Consider the following 17868-nt stretch of genomic DNA (forward strand, 5'->3'; position numbering starts at 1 on the left):
CATATTTACGGTTTGGCTGATGGCATTAGTGTGCCTTTTTATCAAATTTTGTAGCTGATCATATTGGCTACTACGGGATTCTGTGGCCGTAAGTAAATACCCATTTGCTTAGGTTGTTGATTAATTATTTTCTATCAAGTTGTTTGAAGGAGCTGATTTAATGTCATCCCCCCAATTACCCTCGAATTGGGTCAGCCGTTATGCGGATTGGCTTATTCGATATCGATGGCTGGTAGCCATTGGCGCACTACTGTTAGCCTTCTTTGCGGTAAGCGGAGCAAGATTTCTGGGTTTCAACAATGATTACCGGGCATTCTTTAGTGAAGCTAATCCTCAACTACAAGCTTATGAGCAAATCCAGCGCACTTACACCAAGAATGACAATATTCTGTTTGCGGTAGTGCCTAAAGACGGAAATGCCTTTTCCAATGATGCCCTGGCAGCCGTAGAGGAGATGACGGAGAAATCCTGGTTGTTACCTTATGCGCTGCGGGTGGATTCAATTACCAACTTCCAGCACACCATTGCCGAGGAAGATGATCTCCTGGTACAGGACTTGGTGGAAAATGCCAGCAATTTAGATGCAGAAACCCTGGCCTCTATCAAGGCTGTAGCGCTGGCAGATCCCACCTTGAAGGAGCGCCTAGTAAATAGTGATGGTTCCGTTACAGGGATAAATATCACCTTCCAGCTTCCACAAAAATCCATGCATGAAACCCCTGAAGCGGCTGAAGCTGCACAGGCATTGATGGAAGAGATTGAAGAAAAATACGATGTAGAGGTCTATGCGACCGGTATTATTTTACTGAGTAATGCATTTTTTGAGGCCTCTCAGTCAGATATGAGCACCTTAGTTCCGCTCATGTACCTGGTGATTATTGCAGTTGTATTTTTGTTGGTGCGGAGCTTCAGTGCGACTTTTGCAGCGCTGTTGGTTATCGTCTTCTCCATGGCCGCAGGCATGGGTTTGGCCGGTTTTATCGGTGTTAAATTGACACCGCCATCCGCTTCTGCGCCCACCATTATTATGACTCTCGCAGTGGCGGATTCGATACATATATTGGTGAGTCTGTTTGCTGCAATGCGCCGTGGACTCAGCAAGCACGATGCAATTAAAGAGAGCTTGCAGCTCAACATGGGGCCTGTGTTCTTAACTTCGATCACTACCGCCATTGGCTTTCTGTCGATGAACTTTTCCGATGCGCCTCCCTTCCACGATCTGGGTAATATTACCGCGATGGGTGTGATGGTGGCCTTCTTCTTATCGGTTACCTTACTGCCTGCATTGATGGCGATACTGCCGGCCAAAAGTCGCGCCAGTGAATCCAAAATTGGACGCTCCATGGATACTCTGGGAGATTTTGTGATTCGCCGTCAGCGCCCGATACTACTGGCGGGAGTCATTGTCTCGTTGGGATTATTGGCAATGATTCCAAACAATGAGATTAATGATGACTTTGTTGGTTACTTTGATGAGTCTGTGGAGTTTCGAACTGATTCAGATTATATCAATGACAACCTCTCTGGTATTTACCAGCTGATTTACTCGATCGAATCCGGTGACAACAATGGTGTTAGCAATCCGGAGTTTCTTGCCAATCTGGAGCGTTTCACTGAGTGGATGCAGGCCCAGCCTGGGGTGCGCCATGTCAATACCATTGGCGATACTTTCAAGCGCTTGAACAAAAATCTGCATGCTGACGATCCTGCCTACTACAGGTTGCCTGAAGAGCAGGAATTGGCAGCCCAGTATTTGTTACTGTACGAGCTGTCTCTCCCCTATGGCTTGGATTTAAATAATCAGCTGAATGTGGCTAAGTCGTCGACGCAGATTATTGTAACTCTCGATAATCTCAAGTCGAAAGAACTCAAAGTGGTAGCTGATGCCGGCAGTAATTGGCTGGAGAAAAACATTGGTGTAACTGCCTATGGCGTAGGTCCGGCGATCATGTTTGCCAATATTGCCGAGCGCAATATGGAGGGCATGTTGGTGGGCACTCTGGTTGCGCTGGTGTTAATTTCTGCACTGATTGGTATTGCCCTGCGCAGTGTCAAACTCGGTTTCTTAAGCTTAATTCCCAATTTGTTGCCGGCCGGCCTGGCATTTGGCCTCTGGGGTGCACTGGTAGCTGAAGTCAATGTGGCTGTCACTATGGTGACCGGTATGGCACTGGGTATTGTGGTAGATGATACAGTGCACTTCCTCAGTAAATACCTGCGCCAGCGCCGTGCAGGCTATAACGTGGAGGACGGACTGCGTTACGCCTTCTCTTCAGTGGGTGTAGCGATAGTTGTGACCTCAGTCATTCTGATTGCCGGATTTATGGTGTTGGCCCAGTCCTCCTTCGGTATGAATTCTTCCATGGCACTTCTGACCGCAATTTGCATTTTGATGGCCTTGCTGGCGGATTTCCTACTTCTTCCGATTCTCTTGATGAAGCTCGATGCCAAGGCATACGACCCCGCTATTACCCCTATTGAAAATAAGGAGCAAAACTATGCAACCCAGCCGCTCTAATAAACCGTTTTTGACACGGGCCCTAGCAGGTGCCCTGGCTCTGGCAGCTTTCTCTGTTTCTGCCAGTGAACTGGACCTGGCCGCAGAAAAAGGTCTGGAAATTGCCAAGGAGGCGGACCGCCGCGACTTGGGATTCGGTGATCTTAGCAACAGCCTTACAATGACCCTGCGCAATAAATATGGTGAGGAGAGTGTGCGGGCTATGCGCACTAAAACTCTGGAGCAGAAAAACGACGGTGATAAATCCCTGGTGATTTTTGACAACCCTCGGGATGTAAAGGGTACAGCATTTTTGTCCTTTACCCATAAAGTGGGCTCCGATGATCAGTGGCTCTATTTACCTGCTTTAAAGCGAGTAAAGCGTATTTCCTCCAGCAACAAGTCTGGCCCATTTATGGGTAGTGAATTCTCCTATGAAGATATCGCCTCACAGGAGGTGGAGAAGTACACCTACAAATATTTACGCAACGAGTCTTTCGATGGCCGCGATCACTTTGTTCTGGAGTTGGATCCGGTTGATCCTAAATCTGGTTATTCCATTCAACACCTTTGGGTTGATACAGAGGAGTACCGCGCATGGAGAACGGATTACTATGATCGAAAAGGGGACCTGATGAAGACCCTTACGATTTCCGACTACAACCAGTACGGCGATCAATACTGGCGAGCCAATAAAATGGAAATGGTTAATCACCAGACCGGTAAATCCACGGAGTTGTTGTATGGCGACTGGGTATTTGGCAATGGTTTTACCGATCGCGACTTCACCAAAAATAGTCTCTCCAGGGCGAAATAGGGATTGCGCCCATGGTTAACCAAAAAATACTCATTTTGTTGCCACTATTGGCGGCGCTGAGTCATACGGCTGGAGCGGATGAGTTGAGCGGTTATGCGGGCCTGGAGGCCCGCGCATTCACCGCAGCCCCTTTGGATTCAGCACAAAGTGATGCCGGTCTTTCTGCGTCTTTAAATCTCGAGTACTACCGGGATTTTGACGATGGAAACCAGCGTGTTGTGGCCAGTGTCTTTGGGCGCTGGGACAGTGAGGATAGCGATCGCAATCACGCGGATCTCGGCGAGCTTTACTGGTGGAAAGCTTACGATAGTTTCGAGCTTTACGCCGGGGTGCGCAAAGTGTTTTGGGGAGTTACTGAAACCGTGCACTTGGTGGATGTGATTAACCAGGATGATGCACTGGAAAATATCGACGGTGAAGACAAGCTGGGCCAACCCATGATTAACCTCCTGATGGAGCGTGATTGGGGAACACTGGAAGTGTACGGTTTACTGGGTTTTCGCGAGCGTCAATTTGCTGGCCGGGAAGGACGATTGCGTGCGCCGCTGCTGGTGGATGAGGATGCTGCGGTCTATCAATCTGACCGGGAGGAGAAGCATATAGATTGGGCCTTGCGTTACAGCCATGTACTTGGAGATTGGGACCTGGGCCTCAGCCATTTTTCCGGTACTAATCGGGATCCATTGTTATTGCTTACGGAAGATGGCTTGCTTGCGCCTTACTATGCACAGATCGATCAGACGGGTGTGGACATTCAAACTACCCGTGGAGATTGGTTGTGGAAGTTTGAAGCTATTTCATTTAAACCTCGCGGTGAAGATCGCCAGACAGCGGCTGTCGGTGGTTTCGAATATACATTTTATGGTATTGGCGAAACGGTCTCAGATCTTGGGGTATTAATGGAGTATCAATTTGATGATCGTACCGGACCTTGGTCTACGGCCAGTCAAAATGACATTGCGATAGGTGCGCGATACGCTCTCAATAATACTCAGGATACGGAGCTTTTATTTGCCGTAAGCACCGATTTGGATAACGGTAGTCGTTTTTCCAATCTGGAACTGACCCACCGACTTAATGATCGCTGGTTAATGGAAGCAGAAGCGCGTTTTTTCGGTAATGCCGATGAAGAAGACCCTACCTACAATTTGCGCAACGACGACTATTTTCAGTTGGAATTACGTCGCTATTTTTAAAAGTTAATTCTCACAGGAATACCCCCATTCCCACCCCAAAGAGGCAAGAAGTTTTGGGGTGGGCTTTTTTTAGGGAAGTGTATACTGGTCCAGAATTGTGGATAGCTGTTGGTAACTGTTTTTGCCTGCTGTGGTACTGCCCGTGCCTTTATTCAGGGCCACTACGCCACGGCTTACCGCCATAACCATCGCGGCGAGGGCGGCACAATCGACACCGGCCTGCAATTGGCCATCGTCAATAGCCTTTTGCATACGGGTTTCGATCCGGTTCAGCATATCATTGGTACCCTTGGCTACCAGGTCAGCGAGAAATCCTTCACTGGCACCCACCTCCATTGCTGCCATAGTAGCGATACAGCCTTCAGGAGTTTCAGAGCTCTCCATACCAGACTGAAGCATTTCCAGGAAGCCGCCCATGGCTGTGCGGAAGTTCGGGTGGTTCAAGGTATCCATAGCATCGCAGGCGTATTGGGTGTGGAAATGTTCCAGACAGCGGCCATACAACCCTTCCTTGCTTTGGAAGGTGTTGTAGATACTGGATTTATTCAGTCCCATGGCCGATTCAAGATCCGACAAGGAAGTTGCTTTGTAGCCTTTTTCCCAGAAAACGCGCATGGCCTTGTCTAGTACTTGTGACTCATCGAACTGCTTGCGCCCACTCATTTATCGTTACCAAACCTCAAAAAAATGATAGTGACATATCAATCTGGGGTGGGCAAGACGAGAGGGGGAGAGTCTCGAAATTATAGGGGTAAATAGGTTTTGGCATGAATAATCCAGCGGATTTGCCGCTTCATGAATAGGTGGTCAGCTTATTTTGTACAAAGGCCTGGTGCTGACTAATGGGCCCCTTTTAACTGGTTGCTCTTAAGTGACCAGCTCGTCTTAACCTTTGATTGTTGTTGCCCCGAGGTGGAGTCAGGGCTACCTGCTTGCGGTTCCTAAAAATAGATATTTAACCTATGATTTCGGCCGCGAATGAATAGAGAAGGAATAGGAAATTATGGGTATTTTTGATAAAGCCAAGGAACTCGGTGAAAGGGTCAATGAGTCCGTAACCGCTTTTAGCAGTGATGAAGTAATAGCCAATACCGTTATCAAAGCGGTTGAGAAGCAGGAGAAGGTGAATGCCATTCTCAAAGCCAGGGGATGCAATTATCGTGTTGCGGACATCGATCTGGGGATGGGCATTCCACCAACAGTGACTTTTGGGGTGAGGCGAGTTGATGAGCTGGCAGAAAAAAAGGCTGATGAAAATGGTGTTATGACTTCACCTGCGCCTGAAGAACCCGCCATATAGTTACCACTCTCTAAATGACGGTGCCGGAAATTTTATAAAGCGATATTGGAATAAACATTATGAGAATAGTGCGCAGCAGAGATTTTACCGGTAGTAAGCCCTGGGAATCGCAACTGATCGCAAATATGAACGGGATTACCACTAAACTGCATTGGACTAATAAACCTTATATTTGGCATATCAATGATGGCCAGGAAGTCTTTGCTGTTCTCGATGGTCGTGTAGAAATGTTTTACAAAGTGGCAGGTAGAACCGAATCGGAACTTCTTGGGCCTGGTGATATATTCCACGCTTCCGAGGGCACGGAACATGTAGCTCATCCTGTTGGTGAGGCTCGTATTCTGGTTGTGGAATCTGAAGGTAGTGTTTAGGTAAATCTTTTTATTTCTGGAAAAAACACATTTTACCAGAAATTATTCTTGATTATGTGCGACTGTGATTAGCCCTTGCGAAGCTGATTGCCTAGGTCGGGAGTGAAAGATTTTTTTGCTGTGTATTCCGTTACGGACGTAGATGACGGATTATGACGACTTATTGTCATTTTTATACCATTATTTTTACAAAAACTGCGATAATATTGGTGGTTTTGTTTGAATGTTCTTATTTGTACCGGTTGGAAAAACAGTCTGTGAATTTTCAAAAAAGGGTGGTTTTTTCTTTGCCTGATATAACGGAATATGAATTACCTGCAGCTTTCGGATTGTAAATTTATCCACATAAACAGCAAGTAATGAAAACGATTATTGTCAAAAAATTTCTAGCCAATAAAAGGGAGTCTAGAATGCTGGAATTAAGACCGAATTGTGAGAGTTGCGATAAAGATCTCCCCCCTAATTCTGTAGAGGCGATGATTTGTACTTATGAGTGTACCTTTTGCAAGTCCTGTGTTGAGGAGATTTTGAGCAATGTCTGTCCCAATTGTGGAGGGGGATTTTGCCCTCGTCCGGTACGGCCGCAAGTGGCGAGACGCCAAGGGGTGGGGATTCAATTTCAGCCCGCATCGCAAAAGCGGGTTTTGAGTCGCTACAGTAAAGAGGAGATGCGAGACTTTGCTGCATCGCTGAAGGCGCTAGCCCCAGAGACGCGCTAAAGTTTTGCTTAAACTTAAATAAGCTCTTTCCTGTGACCAATCAAAAGCTTGCAGTCTAATTATTGTGGTTACTCGGTATTTTACTGCAAATATGTCAGAGGCTCTCTGGGTTAACCGGTTTCTTTTTGGGTTGAATGGTCCGGTAGGAATACTTTTGGGACTGGCAATATCTTCTCTGACATCGTAACTTATATTCCTTTTTTTTGGGGATCTGAACAGGGATAACTATGACGAGCATCGTAGCGGATATCGGCGGCACCAACGCCCGTTTTGCGATAGCCAAGCCAATTGCAGAGGGCTATCAGCTAGAGGGGCTGAAAGTAGTGGACTGCAAACGCTTTGAAGGATTTGATGCTGCGTTGCAGCATTGGCTCGATAGCCTCGATCAGCCCAGGCCAGAGAAAGTGTGTATTGCTGCTGCAGGCCCGCTGGAGAAGACTCCCTCTGGAAAGCGCGTTTATATGACCAACCTGGGCTGGAGCATTGATGCAACGGCCCTGGCCGAGGAATTTCAGTTCCCCCATCTGGAGCTGATTAATGATTTTGCCGCGCTGGCTCAGTCACTACCGCGCCTGTCCAGTAGCGATTATACCGTGCTGAGGGATGTGCCTCGTCCACAGGGTGCGCCCATGGTAGTACTGGGTCCGGGAACCGGCCTTGGCGTAGCAGGCCTAGCCGAGGCAGATGGCCGCTATCATGTGCTTGCAGGCGAGGGTGGCCATGCCAACCTGACAGTATCCACTGAACGCGAACTGCAACTGCTACAGATCCTGATGAAGAGTCGGTGTCCGGTTTTTAATGAGTGGGTTCTTTCTGGTAGCGGATTGGTGAACCTTTACCGTGCCGTGTGTGAGTTAAATGGCCGCACTCCTGAGGCACTGACACCGCCGGATGTGAGCGCCCGTGGCCTGGATAATACCGATCCTATGTGTCGTGAAACCCTGCTGGATTTCCTCAATTTCCTTGGCAGTGCCGCGGGAGATGCTGCGCTGTATATGGGGGCTCGCGGTGGTGTTTTCCTGGGAGGGGGCATCCTGCCTCGGATCGCTGAGCTACTGCCAGAAAGTGAGTTCGAACAGCGCTTCCTTAACAAGGGGCGGGTTGCACCGTGGCTGGAAGCCGTGCCGGTATATGCTTTGAATGCCGGTTACCAAGCTCTAATCGGTGCTGCGGTGCAGTTAGAAGGCTGATTTGCCTATTTTGCCCCTGAAAAGAGGAGGTCAACCATTTTGGGGGCGCTACAAAAATAGTTGAGAGGATACTCAGGACCCCCTTACCCCTGGCCTCCAGGAGGTTTCACAGTGTTGAAGCTATAAATCCCTTTTTCCCCTTTCCTGTCAGGTATCTTTTACGTTAACTCTATCGCGTACAATTAAGCGGCATAGCTGCGTGACAGCAGTCACAGTTTCTCCCACCTCCTCCCCCCTCAGGGGAGGATGTTATGGATTAGGGGCCGCCCTAGGATGCAGGGTCTCAACATAACGATAAGTCCAGGGAGAAGATGATGAGTCTATCCAATAAAGGTAAAGGGGCGCTCAGACCCACTTTGCTATCTGCTGCCATCGCGGCCTCCGTGTCCACCTCGGTTGGTGTCTATGCGCAGGAGCAGGAAACACTGGAAGAAGTAACAGTTACCGGTATTCGCACCAGCGTTTTGGACTCCGTTGAAGCCAAGCGCGCCGCTGATGTTGTGGCCGATGTAGTAGATGCGGGCGCTCTGTCATCTCTTCCCGACCAATCAATCGCCGATGCCCTGGGCCGCCTGCCCGGTGTAACCACCGTGCGATCCAACGGTCAGTCCTCACAGCTAAATATCCGCGGTATGAACGGCGACTTCCTGCAGACCACCCTGAATGGTCGTGAGCAGGCCTCTACCAGTGGTTATACCGAAAGTACTCGCTGGATGTCTTTTGACCAGTACCCAGCTGAGCTGATTAATCAGGCGGCGGTTTACAAGACTCCGAAAGCCTCTCATATCGAAGGTGGCGTGGCGGGCTCTGTAGAGCTGAAAACAGCCAATCCTCTCGACGCCGACAAAGAACACAACTTTAATGCCAATGTGCGTATGTCGTTTAACGACGCAGCAGATGACGTCGGTGCCGACGAATTCGGTGAGCGCGTCACGCTGTCGTACATGGGTAAATTTATGGATGACAAGGTGGGCGTAGCCCTGGGTTATTCTCACCTTGAGCAGCCGAACAGCTTTGTAAAGTCCCGCACGGGTGCAGATGACCAGATCGGTTATGAGCCGGGGAATGATTTCGATGGTGATGGTAGTGAAGATGTTTTACCGCGAGCGTTCCAGTGGCAATCCGGTGATGGTACCGATACTCGTAATGGTTACCTGGCCAGCGTCGTTTTTGAGCCTACCGATGGTTTCAAGGCCCAGTTAGATTATTTTAAGTCTGACTTTGAGCGTGTGGATACTCGCCACGGTATTACGGTTGGTGGCCTGGCCAATACAAACTTTTATACCCTTTCCGATACGGAAGTAAACGGCGGTGTGGTTACCGATGGTACGGTAATTATTACCGACCCAAAAACAGTTGATCATTCCAGCCCCTGGTTTGAATCCCGCTCTGAGGATCAATCCACTCAGGCGGACAGCGACAGTATTGGTCTGAACCTGGAGTGGAATTTAGGTGATCGCCACACCCTGGCCGTTGACTACTCCTACAGTAAAGGCACCAAGACGCGCAAGGACCAGATTGTGTCCATGCACGCTTACGACCTGACCTACGATGACGATGGTAACTTAGAGACCTGGGAGGAAGCTGCTGGGCAGAGCTTTGCCTATTCCCTCAATGGCGACGGTATTCCCTCAGGCGTTTTCTCCGGTGTAGATTTCACCGATCTGGATACCATGCGTTTGTCGCGCTACGAAGAATACCCCCACGAGTACACCGATAAGGTTGAAGCCTTCAAGTTCGATTACAAGTTCGATGTGGAGTGGCGAGCCATTGCCTCTATTGAGGCAGGATTCCGTGTCTCTGAGCGCACTTTTGACTCTGAACGTGGAGCTTTCCTTTACGGTAGCCGCGATGGCCAATTCAATGGCTACTGTGCGGATAACCTGTCCGACATTGATTGTGAGCCGCAACTACTGGACGGCTATGTCAGTGTTGAATCCACCAGCGGGATACCACAGTTCGTAGTCAACGATATGGATGCCCTGGCCTCCAGTATTTTTGGTGCCGGTAATTACGAAGGTAAAAAGGCATTTAGCCAGGACTGGACTTTCGTTGAGTCCGGGACGATGAAAGAGGAAGTCTTTGCCTACTACTTGATGGCCAATATCGAAACCCAGCTGGGTAGTATTCCAGTAACTGGTAATTTCGGTGTACGGGTTGTTGAAACCGATGTGAAGTCCAGCGGTATCCAAAATGTGGGTGCCGGCAATGGTATCGAAATTACTGATGACGTGGGTGTAACTTCAGATAGCTTCGACTATGTTGAGTACGGCCCCGAATACACAGACACCCTGCCTTCCCTTAACTTGAACTTTGAGCTGACCGAGCAGGACTATATTCGCTTTGCTGCAGCTAAAGTGATGGGTCGTCCACCGGTTGGGCAGCTGAAGGGCGGCGCTGGTTCCTGGAACAGCGTTAATAACGAAACGAACGATACTGAATACAATGTATGGACCAAAGGTTCTCCCTACCTCGATCCTTTCCGTGCAAACCAGTTTGACCTGGCTTATGAGCACTATTTTGAAGATGGCGGTGCGGTAACTGCAGCTATTTTCTGGAAAGATATCGAAAGCCTGGTAGAAAAGCAGTATATCTACCTGGACAGCCAGGCAGATCGAGCGGCGCTGTTTGATTCCCTGGGCATTGAAATTCCCGTTGGTCTGGAAGCCGGCGCTTTCGAAACTTACGTGAACAACGACAAGGGTGGTTATATTCGAGGCATCGAGCTTGCGGGTACCAAAACCTTTGATCAGCTGCCGGGTATTTGGGCTGGCTTGGGTATGACCGCCAGCTATTCATATACTGAGAGTGAAACCGAAGTGAGTGGCGGTAACCTTTATGGTGAAAACCTGCCGTTGCCGGGCCTCTCTGAAAATGTCTGGAGCACTACAGTATTCTGGGACATCGGTAATTTCAGCTCCCACGTCAATGTTCGCTATCGGGATGAGTTTATCCTGATTATGCCGATACCGGGAGGCTCTACTCCGGCCTTAGCTCAGGCGTACACTACCGTTGATGCTCAGATATCCTATGCATTCGATAATGGTATCGATGTGGTTTTCTCAGCGAACAATCTTACTGATGAGGCTGATGTGAAATCCTACGGAGTAGATGGTGTTCTCGGTGAATACACTGAGTTTGGGCGTCAGTTCTACCTCGGCTTGAACTATAGCTACTAAGTGCCGCTGATTCTTTTGGTGTAAAACTGAAGGTGTGATAAGAAACCGCCCGCTGAGCTACGCTTGCCGGGCGGTTTTTTTTAAATATTAAAAGGCCCGACAATAAGTGCGGTGCTGAATTTTTGAGAGTCGCCATGAGCAATCAACGCAAAAAAATAATTATTCTTGGCGGGGGTACCGCTGGCTGGATAACCGCCAATCTGATGGCGACCCATTGGCAGAATAAAGGGTTTGATATCACCCTGGTGGAATCACCGGATATTGGGATTATCGGTGTGGGGGAGGGATCAACTCCGCCGCTAAAAGGTTTTATGGAGACTATAGGGGTTAGCGAATCGGAGTGGATGCCTGCCTGTAACGCTACTTACAAAGTGGGTATTACCTTTAGGGATTGGTCCGTTAAACCGGGCTTTACCGAGTATGTTCATCCCTTTGTCGGCCAGCCGGACCAATTTACTATTCCGGCATTTTTTCATAATAGTTACCTGCGCAGGAAAGGTGTTGACTTGGAGGGACATCCGGATCACTTCTTTCTGGCAACTGAGATGATCCGGCAAAAATTATCTCCAGTCGCGCCGGAAAACTTCCCTTTTGAAATTGCCTATGGCTACCATTTTGATTCTGGTTTATTGGGCCAGTTCCTGCGTCGTGTTGCCGAAAAAAAAGGGGTTCGCTATAAGGTGGCGACAGTGGCTGGCGCCATGCTCGATGCACAGGGGAATATTGATCACCTGAAAACTACTGATGGTGAGGCTCTCAAAGCGGATCTGTATGTGGACAGTTCCGGCTTTCGTGGAAATCTTATACAACAATCTCTGAAGGTTCCATTTATTAGTAGCGCTGAGAGTCTGTTTAACGACTCTGCGGTTGTATTTGCTACAGACCAGGAAAGGGAGTATGCACCGCACACTATTTCTACTGCGATGAAATATGGCTGGGCCTGGCAAATCCCGCTGACCAATCGCAATGGCAACGGCTATGTTTACAGCTCTCGCTTTGTCGACGATGACAAGGCGGAAACGGAATTTCGCGCTCACTTGGGGTTGTTGGACAGTGATGTCGAAGCGCGTAGATTAAAGTTTAAGGTTGGACGGGTTGCTCAACACTGGGCCAAGAACTGCCTGGCGGTGGGGCTCTCCCAAGGCTTTATTGAGCCTTTGGAGGCAACGGCGTTGGATATGGTTCAGGAAACCGTGGTGCGCTTTATAGAGGCCTATAACAATGGTGATCATACAGATAAGTATAGGGATGACTTTAATAATCGTATCAGCGCTCGTTTTGATGCGGTGCGGGACTATATCGTCTGTCACTACCGTATTAGTTCGAGAGCAGATACGGATTATTGGATTGCCAATGGCACTAATGAAAAGATATCTCCCTCCCTGCGTTCAATCTTGATGTCCTGGATGGCAGGCAAGAATATTACTGATGAATTACTGGATCAAAAACTGGATGTCTATTTTCCGAATGTATCCTGGAATTGCCTGTTGACTGGGAAGGGTGTTTATCCGAGCCAGGAGCAATTACGATCGGGGAATGAACTCGCACATAAGTATAAAATTGAGGAGATCAAGGATTTTAATCGCCGTTGCGCCCTTAATTTTAAATCTCATTTACAGCAGCTTCATTTATTGTCGTTGGGAGATGGTGGATGAATTAATGGGAAGTGTAAAATGCCCTGCAATAAGCAGGGCTAAAAATCGATAAGAAGTAAGTGCTTAGGTTTACAATTCCACTTTCACGATCTAAAAATAATTTGCAAAAGAAACTCAAGCGCTGGTTTGCTGTTAGGGTAAGCCATCCGGATTATTCCTCTCCTGCGGCTTTAAGCTTTTGTGTTTCCCGGATGTGTAGCATACGTCTTTCACCACGCTCACCGCGAATCTTTATTCGGTCTCCAGATTTCATGCCCTTGCGTTTTAATTCATCTACTTCAATAAAATAGTAGTGGCCACTTTGCTCATCTTTCAAGGCGAAGCGTCTTTCTACTTTCCCAGTCTCAAAATCTTCAGAGATGATTTCCTCCAGGGTTCCAGTTACAACCTCTTCTGCTTGAACAAAAAAAGTGAGAGTCAATCCCGCGATCAGTGTAAAAATTCTTAACATAATATTTATCCTTTTAATAATCATTCTAATTAGAATAGGTCAAGTTGCACAGAAACTATTGTCCATAGCTTACATTAACAACAGCTGATTTACTGGAAGAGTTCTTAGATTTATATGTAATTGAGAGCCCAATTTTTGAGTCGGTAAAGCTGTCACCTGGTTGTTCAAGTACAGCAACATGGTTGGATGTTCTACCATTAAGATAATGAACGGTTACTGAACCTTCAAATTGTGATCGTGGGTTAAGTATATCGTGAGCTATGTGATAGTTGACGTAATAATGATTTCCGCCATTTTGGCTGCCAGCACTTTCTATCTTTAGCTGTTGAGGCAGAGAGCCGGAAAGCTCTCCGGCTGTTAATTCAATGGCTTCTAATTCTAAATCCTGAGAGGAGGGGACAACTTGCTCAACAGTTTTGGTGTACTCAGGAAAGAGATCATACCATTTCATATACTCTCGGTGAGCACTGCCAAATAATCTTGATTGGGATCGGTTGCCCATGAGGGAGCCATCAGTACCGTATTCGCTATCACCACTGTCGTTAGTGTCTCCATCATTATTACTGTCGAGGCCTGCATGGCTGAGGCCAATATTGTGACCTAATTCATGTCCCATAACATTTTGATCAGAGAAGGAAGCGACCAGGCTCATACCACCTCCGACACTGGCGATGCCTGCACCGACAAGACCTGCTCTGTAAGATGCATTTGGGTAAATAAAAACTTGATGACGCCAGTTGCGCAGATTTAGGGGTTTGCCATTCTCATCAAAAAGATTGTCTGTTGCCCATTGATAAGCCTTATCACGCCATTCAAAGCCACCATCTGTATACTCCCCTTCTTGGCCGGCCTGTGCTCGGGCAACAGCATTTTCTATACTCAAGATTCCGCCATTTTCACTATCGGGAATGTCAAAGACGATGCAATCCAGTGAAGTTTCTTCCTTGCCTTGCTCACCGTAACAATAGTGCTGTAATGACTTATCCTTGACACGATGGCGAAGGAACTTGAGTTGTCCGAAAGAGTTTTCTCTATAAGCGTTATCGAGTGAATCTACATCATTGAATACAGTGTTAGCTATATGAGTAAGATCGCCTTGGTCTGTTGCAGCCCCATCGGAGAAGTTCATTAGAATAAATACAATGCTGCTCTCTGTCGGATCTATAGTAGCTACAGTAAACGTAACCGACTGCTCTATACCATCCGTTAAGTGGAATTTGATGGTATCTTCTACTGTTTCACCTTCTTTCAGGTTATTAGTGTTGTTGTTAAGAGTGTAATCCCAGCCTCCGTTATTGGAAACTTTAAATTCGCCATAACTGCCAGAGAAGGTGCCTTCGACAAATTTCGGAGTATCGCCATCGATATCCTCTATTATCATAATTCCTTGAGCGTGCTCCCTACTATCTACAACCATTTTTGCGAGAGGTGAACCTGGATCAAATGTATAGGGATCATCAGTTCCAGTTATGGATATGGTTATGATTGTGGTTTCTTCGTTACTGCCAAAACCAACTGTGAACTTATCTGTGGCAATTTCATTAGCACTTATTGGATCAGCAAGTTTACTATTTAGAGAGTAGTTCCAACTGCCATCTGAGGAAACTTTGAGGTTGCCATACTTTCCCTGAAGATTTGATTCCTCAAAATTTTGATTGGCTTTAGAGCTATCACTCAACTGGCCGGAAACTGAGGTTTTTATATCTTCAGTGACAATCCCTTCACCGCCAGTGATCACCCCTGGTGCATCCTTATCACTGTCTGTGTCTGTGTCTGTGTCTGTGTCTGTGTCTGTGTCTGTGTCTGTGTCTGTGTCTGTGTCTGTGTCTGTGTCTGTATCTGTGTCTGTATCAGTGCCTGTACTTGTATCACCACTTACAGGGTTGCCACCATTGTTACTGTCATTATCGGAGCCTCCCCCTCCACAGGCTGTAAGAAAAGCGGATAAACTTATGGCTGTAAGTAACTTTAATGACTCGTTCATGTCTGTCCCGATCGATTCGATTACATTTGGTATAATTCGGACCGAATTATAGGGAGGCCAGCTTATTATTCTGTGAAGTCAGATAAATATTTGAGGTTTCTACGGAAAGCTATGACACGGGTAAATTCTGGATATCCATAGTATGAATAAAACACATATTACTCCGCGAAATAAAATTTTGTTCTGAGTATGTACTCATGCATTTAATTGAATTTATGTGCAAGAAATATGCAATGCTTCACTTGAGTGTCAATAATGTTCTAAGAGGGGAGTAAAGTGACCAAACTCTTTTTGGTCACTTATTCTAGATGTGTTTTGAGTGACTATTCTTCAGTAGATAAGAGACTTATTAACTCTGCGACTTCTATCTGATTGCAATATTGTGATTTCTGACACTTTTGCAAAGTCGTTTTTATGGTTTTATTGCCACTTTGTTCTGTGGCCAATTTTAAATAATGCAGGGCCATTTTAAGGTCGTAATTTGTGATCTCTCCCGCACTATATGCTTTGGCCAGTTTTAGGGAGGCGCCAGTATGCCCAAGCTCGGAAGCACTTCGGTAATGACTTAGGGCTCGTTCACTGTTGACGGCTACGCCTAGTCCTTTCTCATACATGCGTCCTTGATTATAGAAACCATACTTAGAGTTATGTTTAGAGGCGCGCTCAAACCATACTAGTGCTTTAGCATAATTTAGCTGATCCCCATCTTGAGAAAGATATAAAAGTCCGAGGGCATTCATTGCATCGACAGAACCTGCTTCGGCGGCTTGCGTCAGGTAAGTCTTAGCCTGCTGTAGATCTTGGCCCACTCCCTGGCCATTTTGGTAGAGTAAACCTAGATTGTAGCTGGCTCTTGCGGATCCCTGGCTTGCGGCATATTGGTAGATTTTAGCTGCGCGCTGGTAATCCTGTTTAACACCCACACCTAGAGCGGAGGCATAACCTAGATTGGTTACACAATCGAGATTGTTTACTTTTGCACAGAGGGCATACCAGCCATAGGCACGATCGTGATCGGTTCGTACAATTTTTCCTCTGGAGTTGAATAGACCCATACGTAATTGTGCAGGCAAGTGCCAACGAAGGGCTGCTGCTTCGATGTCTTTCAGCGCAGAAAGTGCATCTTGTTGTTGTTGGTAGAGACCATTTTCTTTAATTTTTCCCCTTAGATATAAGGCTGCGGGAAAGCCGGCCTCTGCGGATTGTTGTAGAAAATACATGCCTTGTTGGCTTTGATTTTCGTCTGCCACTTCAAGCAGATACTTGCCATAGTAATACTGAGCTGGAGGATAGTTTTCTTTAGCCGCCTGGCTGATCAGGTTTGTGAAAATTTTCTGTTGCCCAGGCTTATCTTTTAGGTGGGTGCCCGCCTGCTCTAGTAGTGCCGGGGCATAGCCTTGCTTTGCGGAAAGCTGCAGGTAATGTGCTGCCAAGTCAGCTCTTGGCATATCGTATTGATCAGATGCTAATAGCAAGGCCATTGCGTACTCGGCTTCGCCCCGTTGTAGGGTTTCCGCTGCGCTTGCCAATAACTGGCTGGTCAACTCCGTATCTACTTCTATTCCCAGGCCGATGGTAGTGATATAGGCAAGCATAATTTTGCCTTCCTGCAGCCCCAGGTCTGCGGCGGCAACAAAGAGTTGTGCGCATTCATCCACTGCGAACTTTGTACTGTTACCCTCAAGGCACAAATTACCAAGGCTGATATTGGCAGTGAGCGAGCCCATGCCAATGGCTTTCAAGAAGGTTTGTTCGGCCTGCTGGAAACTCCCTTCGGCTTCTTGAACCTGGCCTACAGCGTGTAGAGCAGAGTAGTCAGAATCTGCCAGAGGTAGCAGTATATTTTTATATAGGGCATCGGAGAGACCCGCGAATGGGTATTGGATATCGAGCAAGCGATGCAGAAAACGGTTATTGTCAAAATAAATTTTTCGGACTTTTCCGTTATTGGGGTCTCGTACATTGTAAACCCGGTATAGACCACTGCGACTCGCGGCAAATTCAAAATAGCTATCGAGTATTTCAAAACCGGAAATATTGAGTAGGTCTTCGGCATCGCCCCAGCTGGCCACTTCATAAGCGCTATAGAAAGTATCACCTCTGCGCGTTGACAGTATTCCTCTGGCAATAAAATTAAAAATATTTTGGTGGTAGCTGGCGAGTTCGTCATTACCAATGGACTCATAGCACTCTGTGGCACTCAGGTGCGGCAGCAGAGAAATACTATTGAGCTGGGTAACTTCTTGCCAATTTACCTCTGCACAGCTTTTTTGGCCTGTCTCTAGCGCAGTCATTTCTGCCTGGTAACGCCCCTGCGCTTCTAGTGAATTGAGAGATTGAGGAGACTTTAGGTACCCGCTCCAATAAATGGGGTATTGCACAGATTCGGGTGCGAGTACCACTTGTCGGGTCAAGTCCTGTAAGGGGTCGACCGGTGTATGTATTGTTGATTGTGAGGCACAGGAGGCCAGCAATAATAGAGTGAGAACAAAAAGCAGCTTCTTCATGG

At 47.3% G+C, this 17868-nt stretch carries 13 protein-coding genes; 9 read left to right on the forward strand and 4 right to left on the reverse strand.

The genetic code is table 11. From position 1 onward, the window contains the following. Positions 1-160 precede the first annotated feature (160 nt). The 3 genes from ACJJIV_RS13250 to ACJJIV_RS13260 are packed head-to-tail and all read left to right on the forward strand — an operon-like array spanning position 161 to position 4510. On the forward strand, positions 161-2518 hold the full coding sequence (locus ACJJIV_RS13250) for an efflux RND transporter permease subunit (RefSeq protein WP_444889240.1): 2358 nt from the start codon (positions 161-163) through the stop codon (positions 2516-2518). After that, the gene (locus ACJJIV_RS13255; RefSeq protein ID WP_444887356.1) at positions 2499-3314 is read left to right on the forward strand and encodes an outer membrane lipoprotein-sorting protein; all 816 of its coding nucleotides are present in this window, start codon (positions 2499-2501) and stop codon (positions 3312-3314) included. Before ACJJIV_RS13250 ends, ACJJIV_RS13255 begins: the two co-directional genes overlap by 20 nt. 11 nt (positions 3315-3325) lie before the next feature. Next, a complete protein-coding gene (locus tag ACJJIV_RS13260; protein WP_444889241.1) occupies positions 3326-4510 on the forward strand; it encodes a hypothetical protein in 1185 nt (394 codons plus the stop codon). Between the two features lie 69 nt (positions 4511-4579). On the opposite strand, the gene ACJJIV_RS13265 is transcribed toward ACJJIV_RS13260, so the two are convergent. Then, on the reverse strand, positions 4580-5173 hold the full coding sequence (locus ACJJIV_RS13265; RefSeq protein ID WP_444887354.1) for a TetR/AcrR family transcriptional regulator: 594 nt from the start codon (positions 5171-5173) through the stop codon (positions 4580-4582). A gap of 340 nt (positions 5174-5513) precedes the next feature. Here ACJJIV_RS13265 and ACJJIV_RS13270 point away from each other — a divergent pair, with 340 nt between their 5' ends. The 6 genes from ACJJIV_RS13270 (at position 5514) to ACJJIV_RS13295 (ending at position 12924) form a co-directional block, all read left to right on the forward strand. Continuing rightward, positions 5514-5810 (forward strand): hypothetical protein, encoded by a 297-nt coding sequence (locus ACJJIV_RS13270; protein WP_252083510.1) that lies wholly within the window; start codon positions 5514-5516, stop codon positions 5808-5810. Positions 5811-5869: 59 nt separating this feature from the next. Next, positions 5870-6181, forward strand: coding sequence for a cupin domain-containing protein (locus tag ACJJIV_RS13275; RefSeq protein WP_252083509.1), 312 nt, complete (start codon positions 5870-5872; stop codon positions 6179-6181). 410 nt (positions 6182-6591) lie between these two features. Beyond that, positions 6592-6900 carry a DUF1272 domain-containing protein gene (locus tag ACJJIV_RS13280; RefSeq protein WP_252083508.1) on the forward strand — a complete coding sequence of 103 codons (309 nt, stop codon included), beginning with the start codon at positions 6592-6594 and terminating at the stop codon, positions 6898-6900. 227 nt (positions 6901-7127) lie between these two features. Then, on the forward strand, positions 7128-8090 hold the full coding sequence (glk, locus tag ACJJIV_RS13285) for a glucokinase (RefSeq protein ID WP_252083507.1): 963 nt from the start codon (positions 7128-7130) through the stop codon (positions 8088-8090). 314 nt (positions 8091-8404) lie between these two features. Then, positions 8405-11269, forward strand: coding sequence for a TonB-dependent receptor (locus tag ACJJIV_RS13290; protein ID WP_444889242.1), 2865 nt, complete (start codon positions 8405-8407; stop codon positions 11267-11269). Between the two features lie 134 nt (positions 11270-11403). Then, the gene (locus tag ACJJIV_RS13295) at positions 11404-12924 is read left to right on the forward strand and encodes a tryptophan halogenase family protein (protein WP_252083505.1); all 1521 of its coding nucleotides are present in this window, start codon (positions 11404-11406) and stop codon (positions 12922-12924) included. Between the two features lie 151 nt (positions 12925-13075). On the opposite strand, the gene ACJJIV_RS13300 is transcribed toward ACJJIV_RS13295, so the two are convergent. From ACJJIV_RS13300 to ACJJIV_RS13310, 3 genes are all read right to left on the reverse strand, one after another. Then, positions 13076-13375 carry a hypothetical protein gene (locus ACJJIV_RS13300; RefSeq protein ID WP_444889243.1) on the reverse strand — a complete coding sequence of 100 codons (300 nt, stop codon included), beginning with the start codon at positions 13373-13375 and terminating at the stop codon, positions 13076-13078. 55 nt (positions 13376-13430) lie between these two features. Beyond that, positions 13431-15359, reverse strand: a complete 1929-nt coding sequence (locus ACJJIV_RS13305) for a VCBS domain-containing protein (RefSeq protein ID WP_444889244.1) — start codon at positions 15357-15359, stop codon at positions 13431-13433. A gap of 323 nt (positions 15360-15682) precedes the next feature. Next, positions 15683-17866, reverse strand: a complete 2184-nt coding sequence (locus ACJJIV_RS13310; protein ID WP_444889245.1) for a hypothetical protein — start codon at positions 17864-17866, stop codon at positions 15683-15685. Positions 17867-17868: the final 2 nt, after the last annotated feature.

This window comes from Microbulbifer mixtoriginis (SeqCode), from assembly GCF_052466765.1.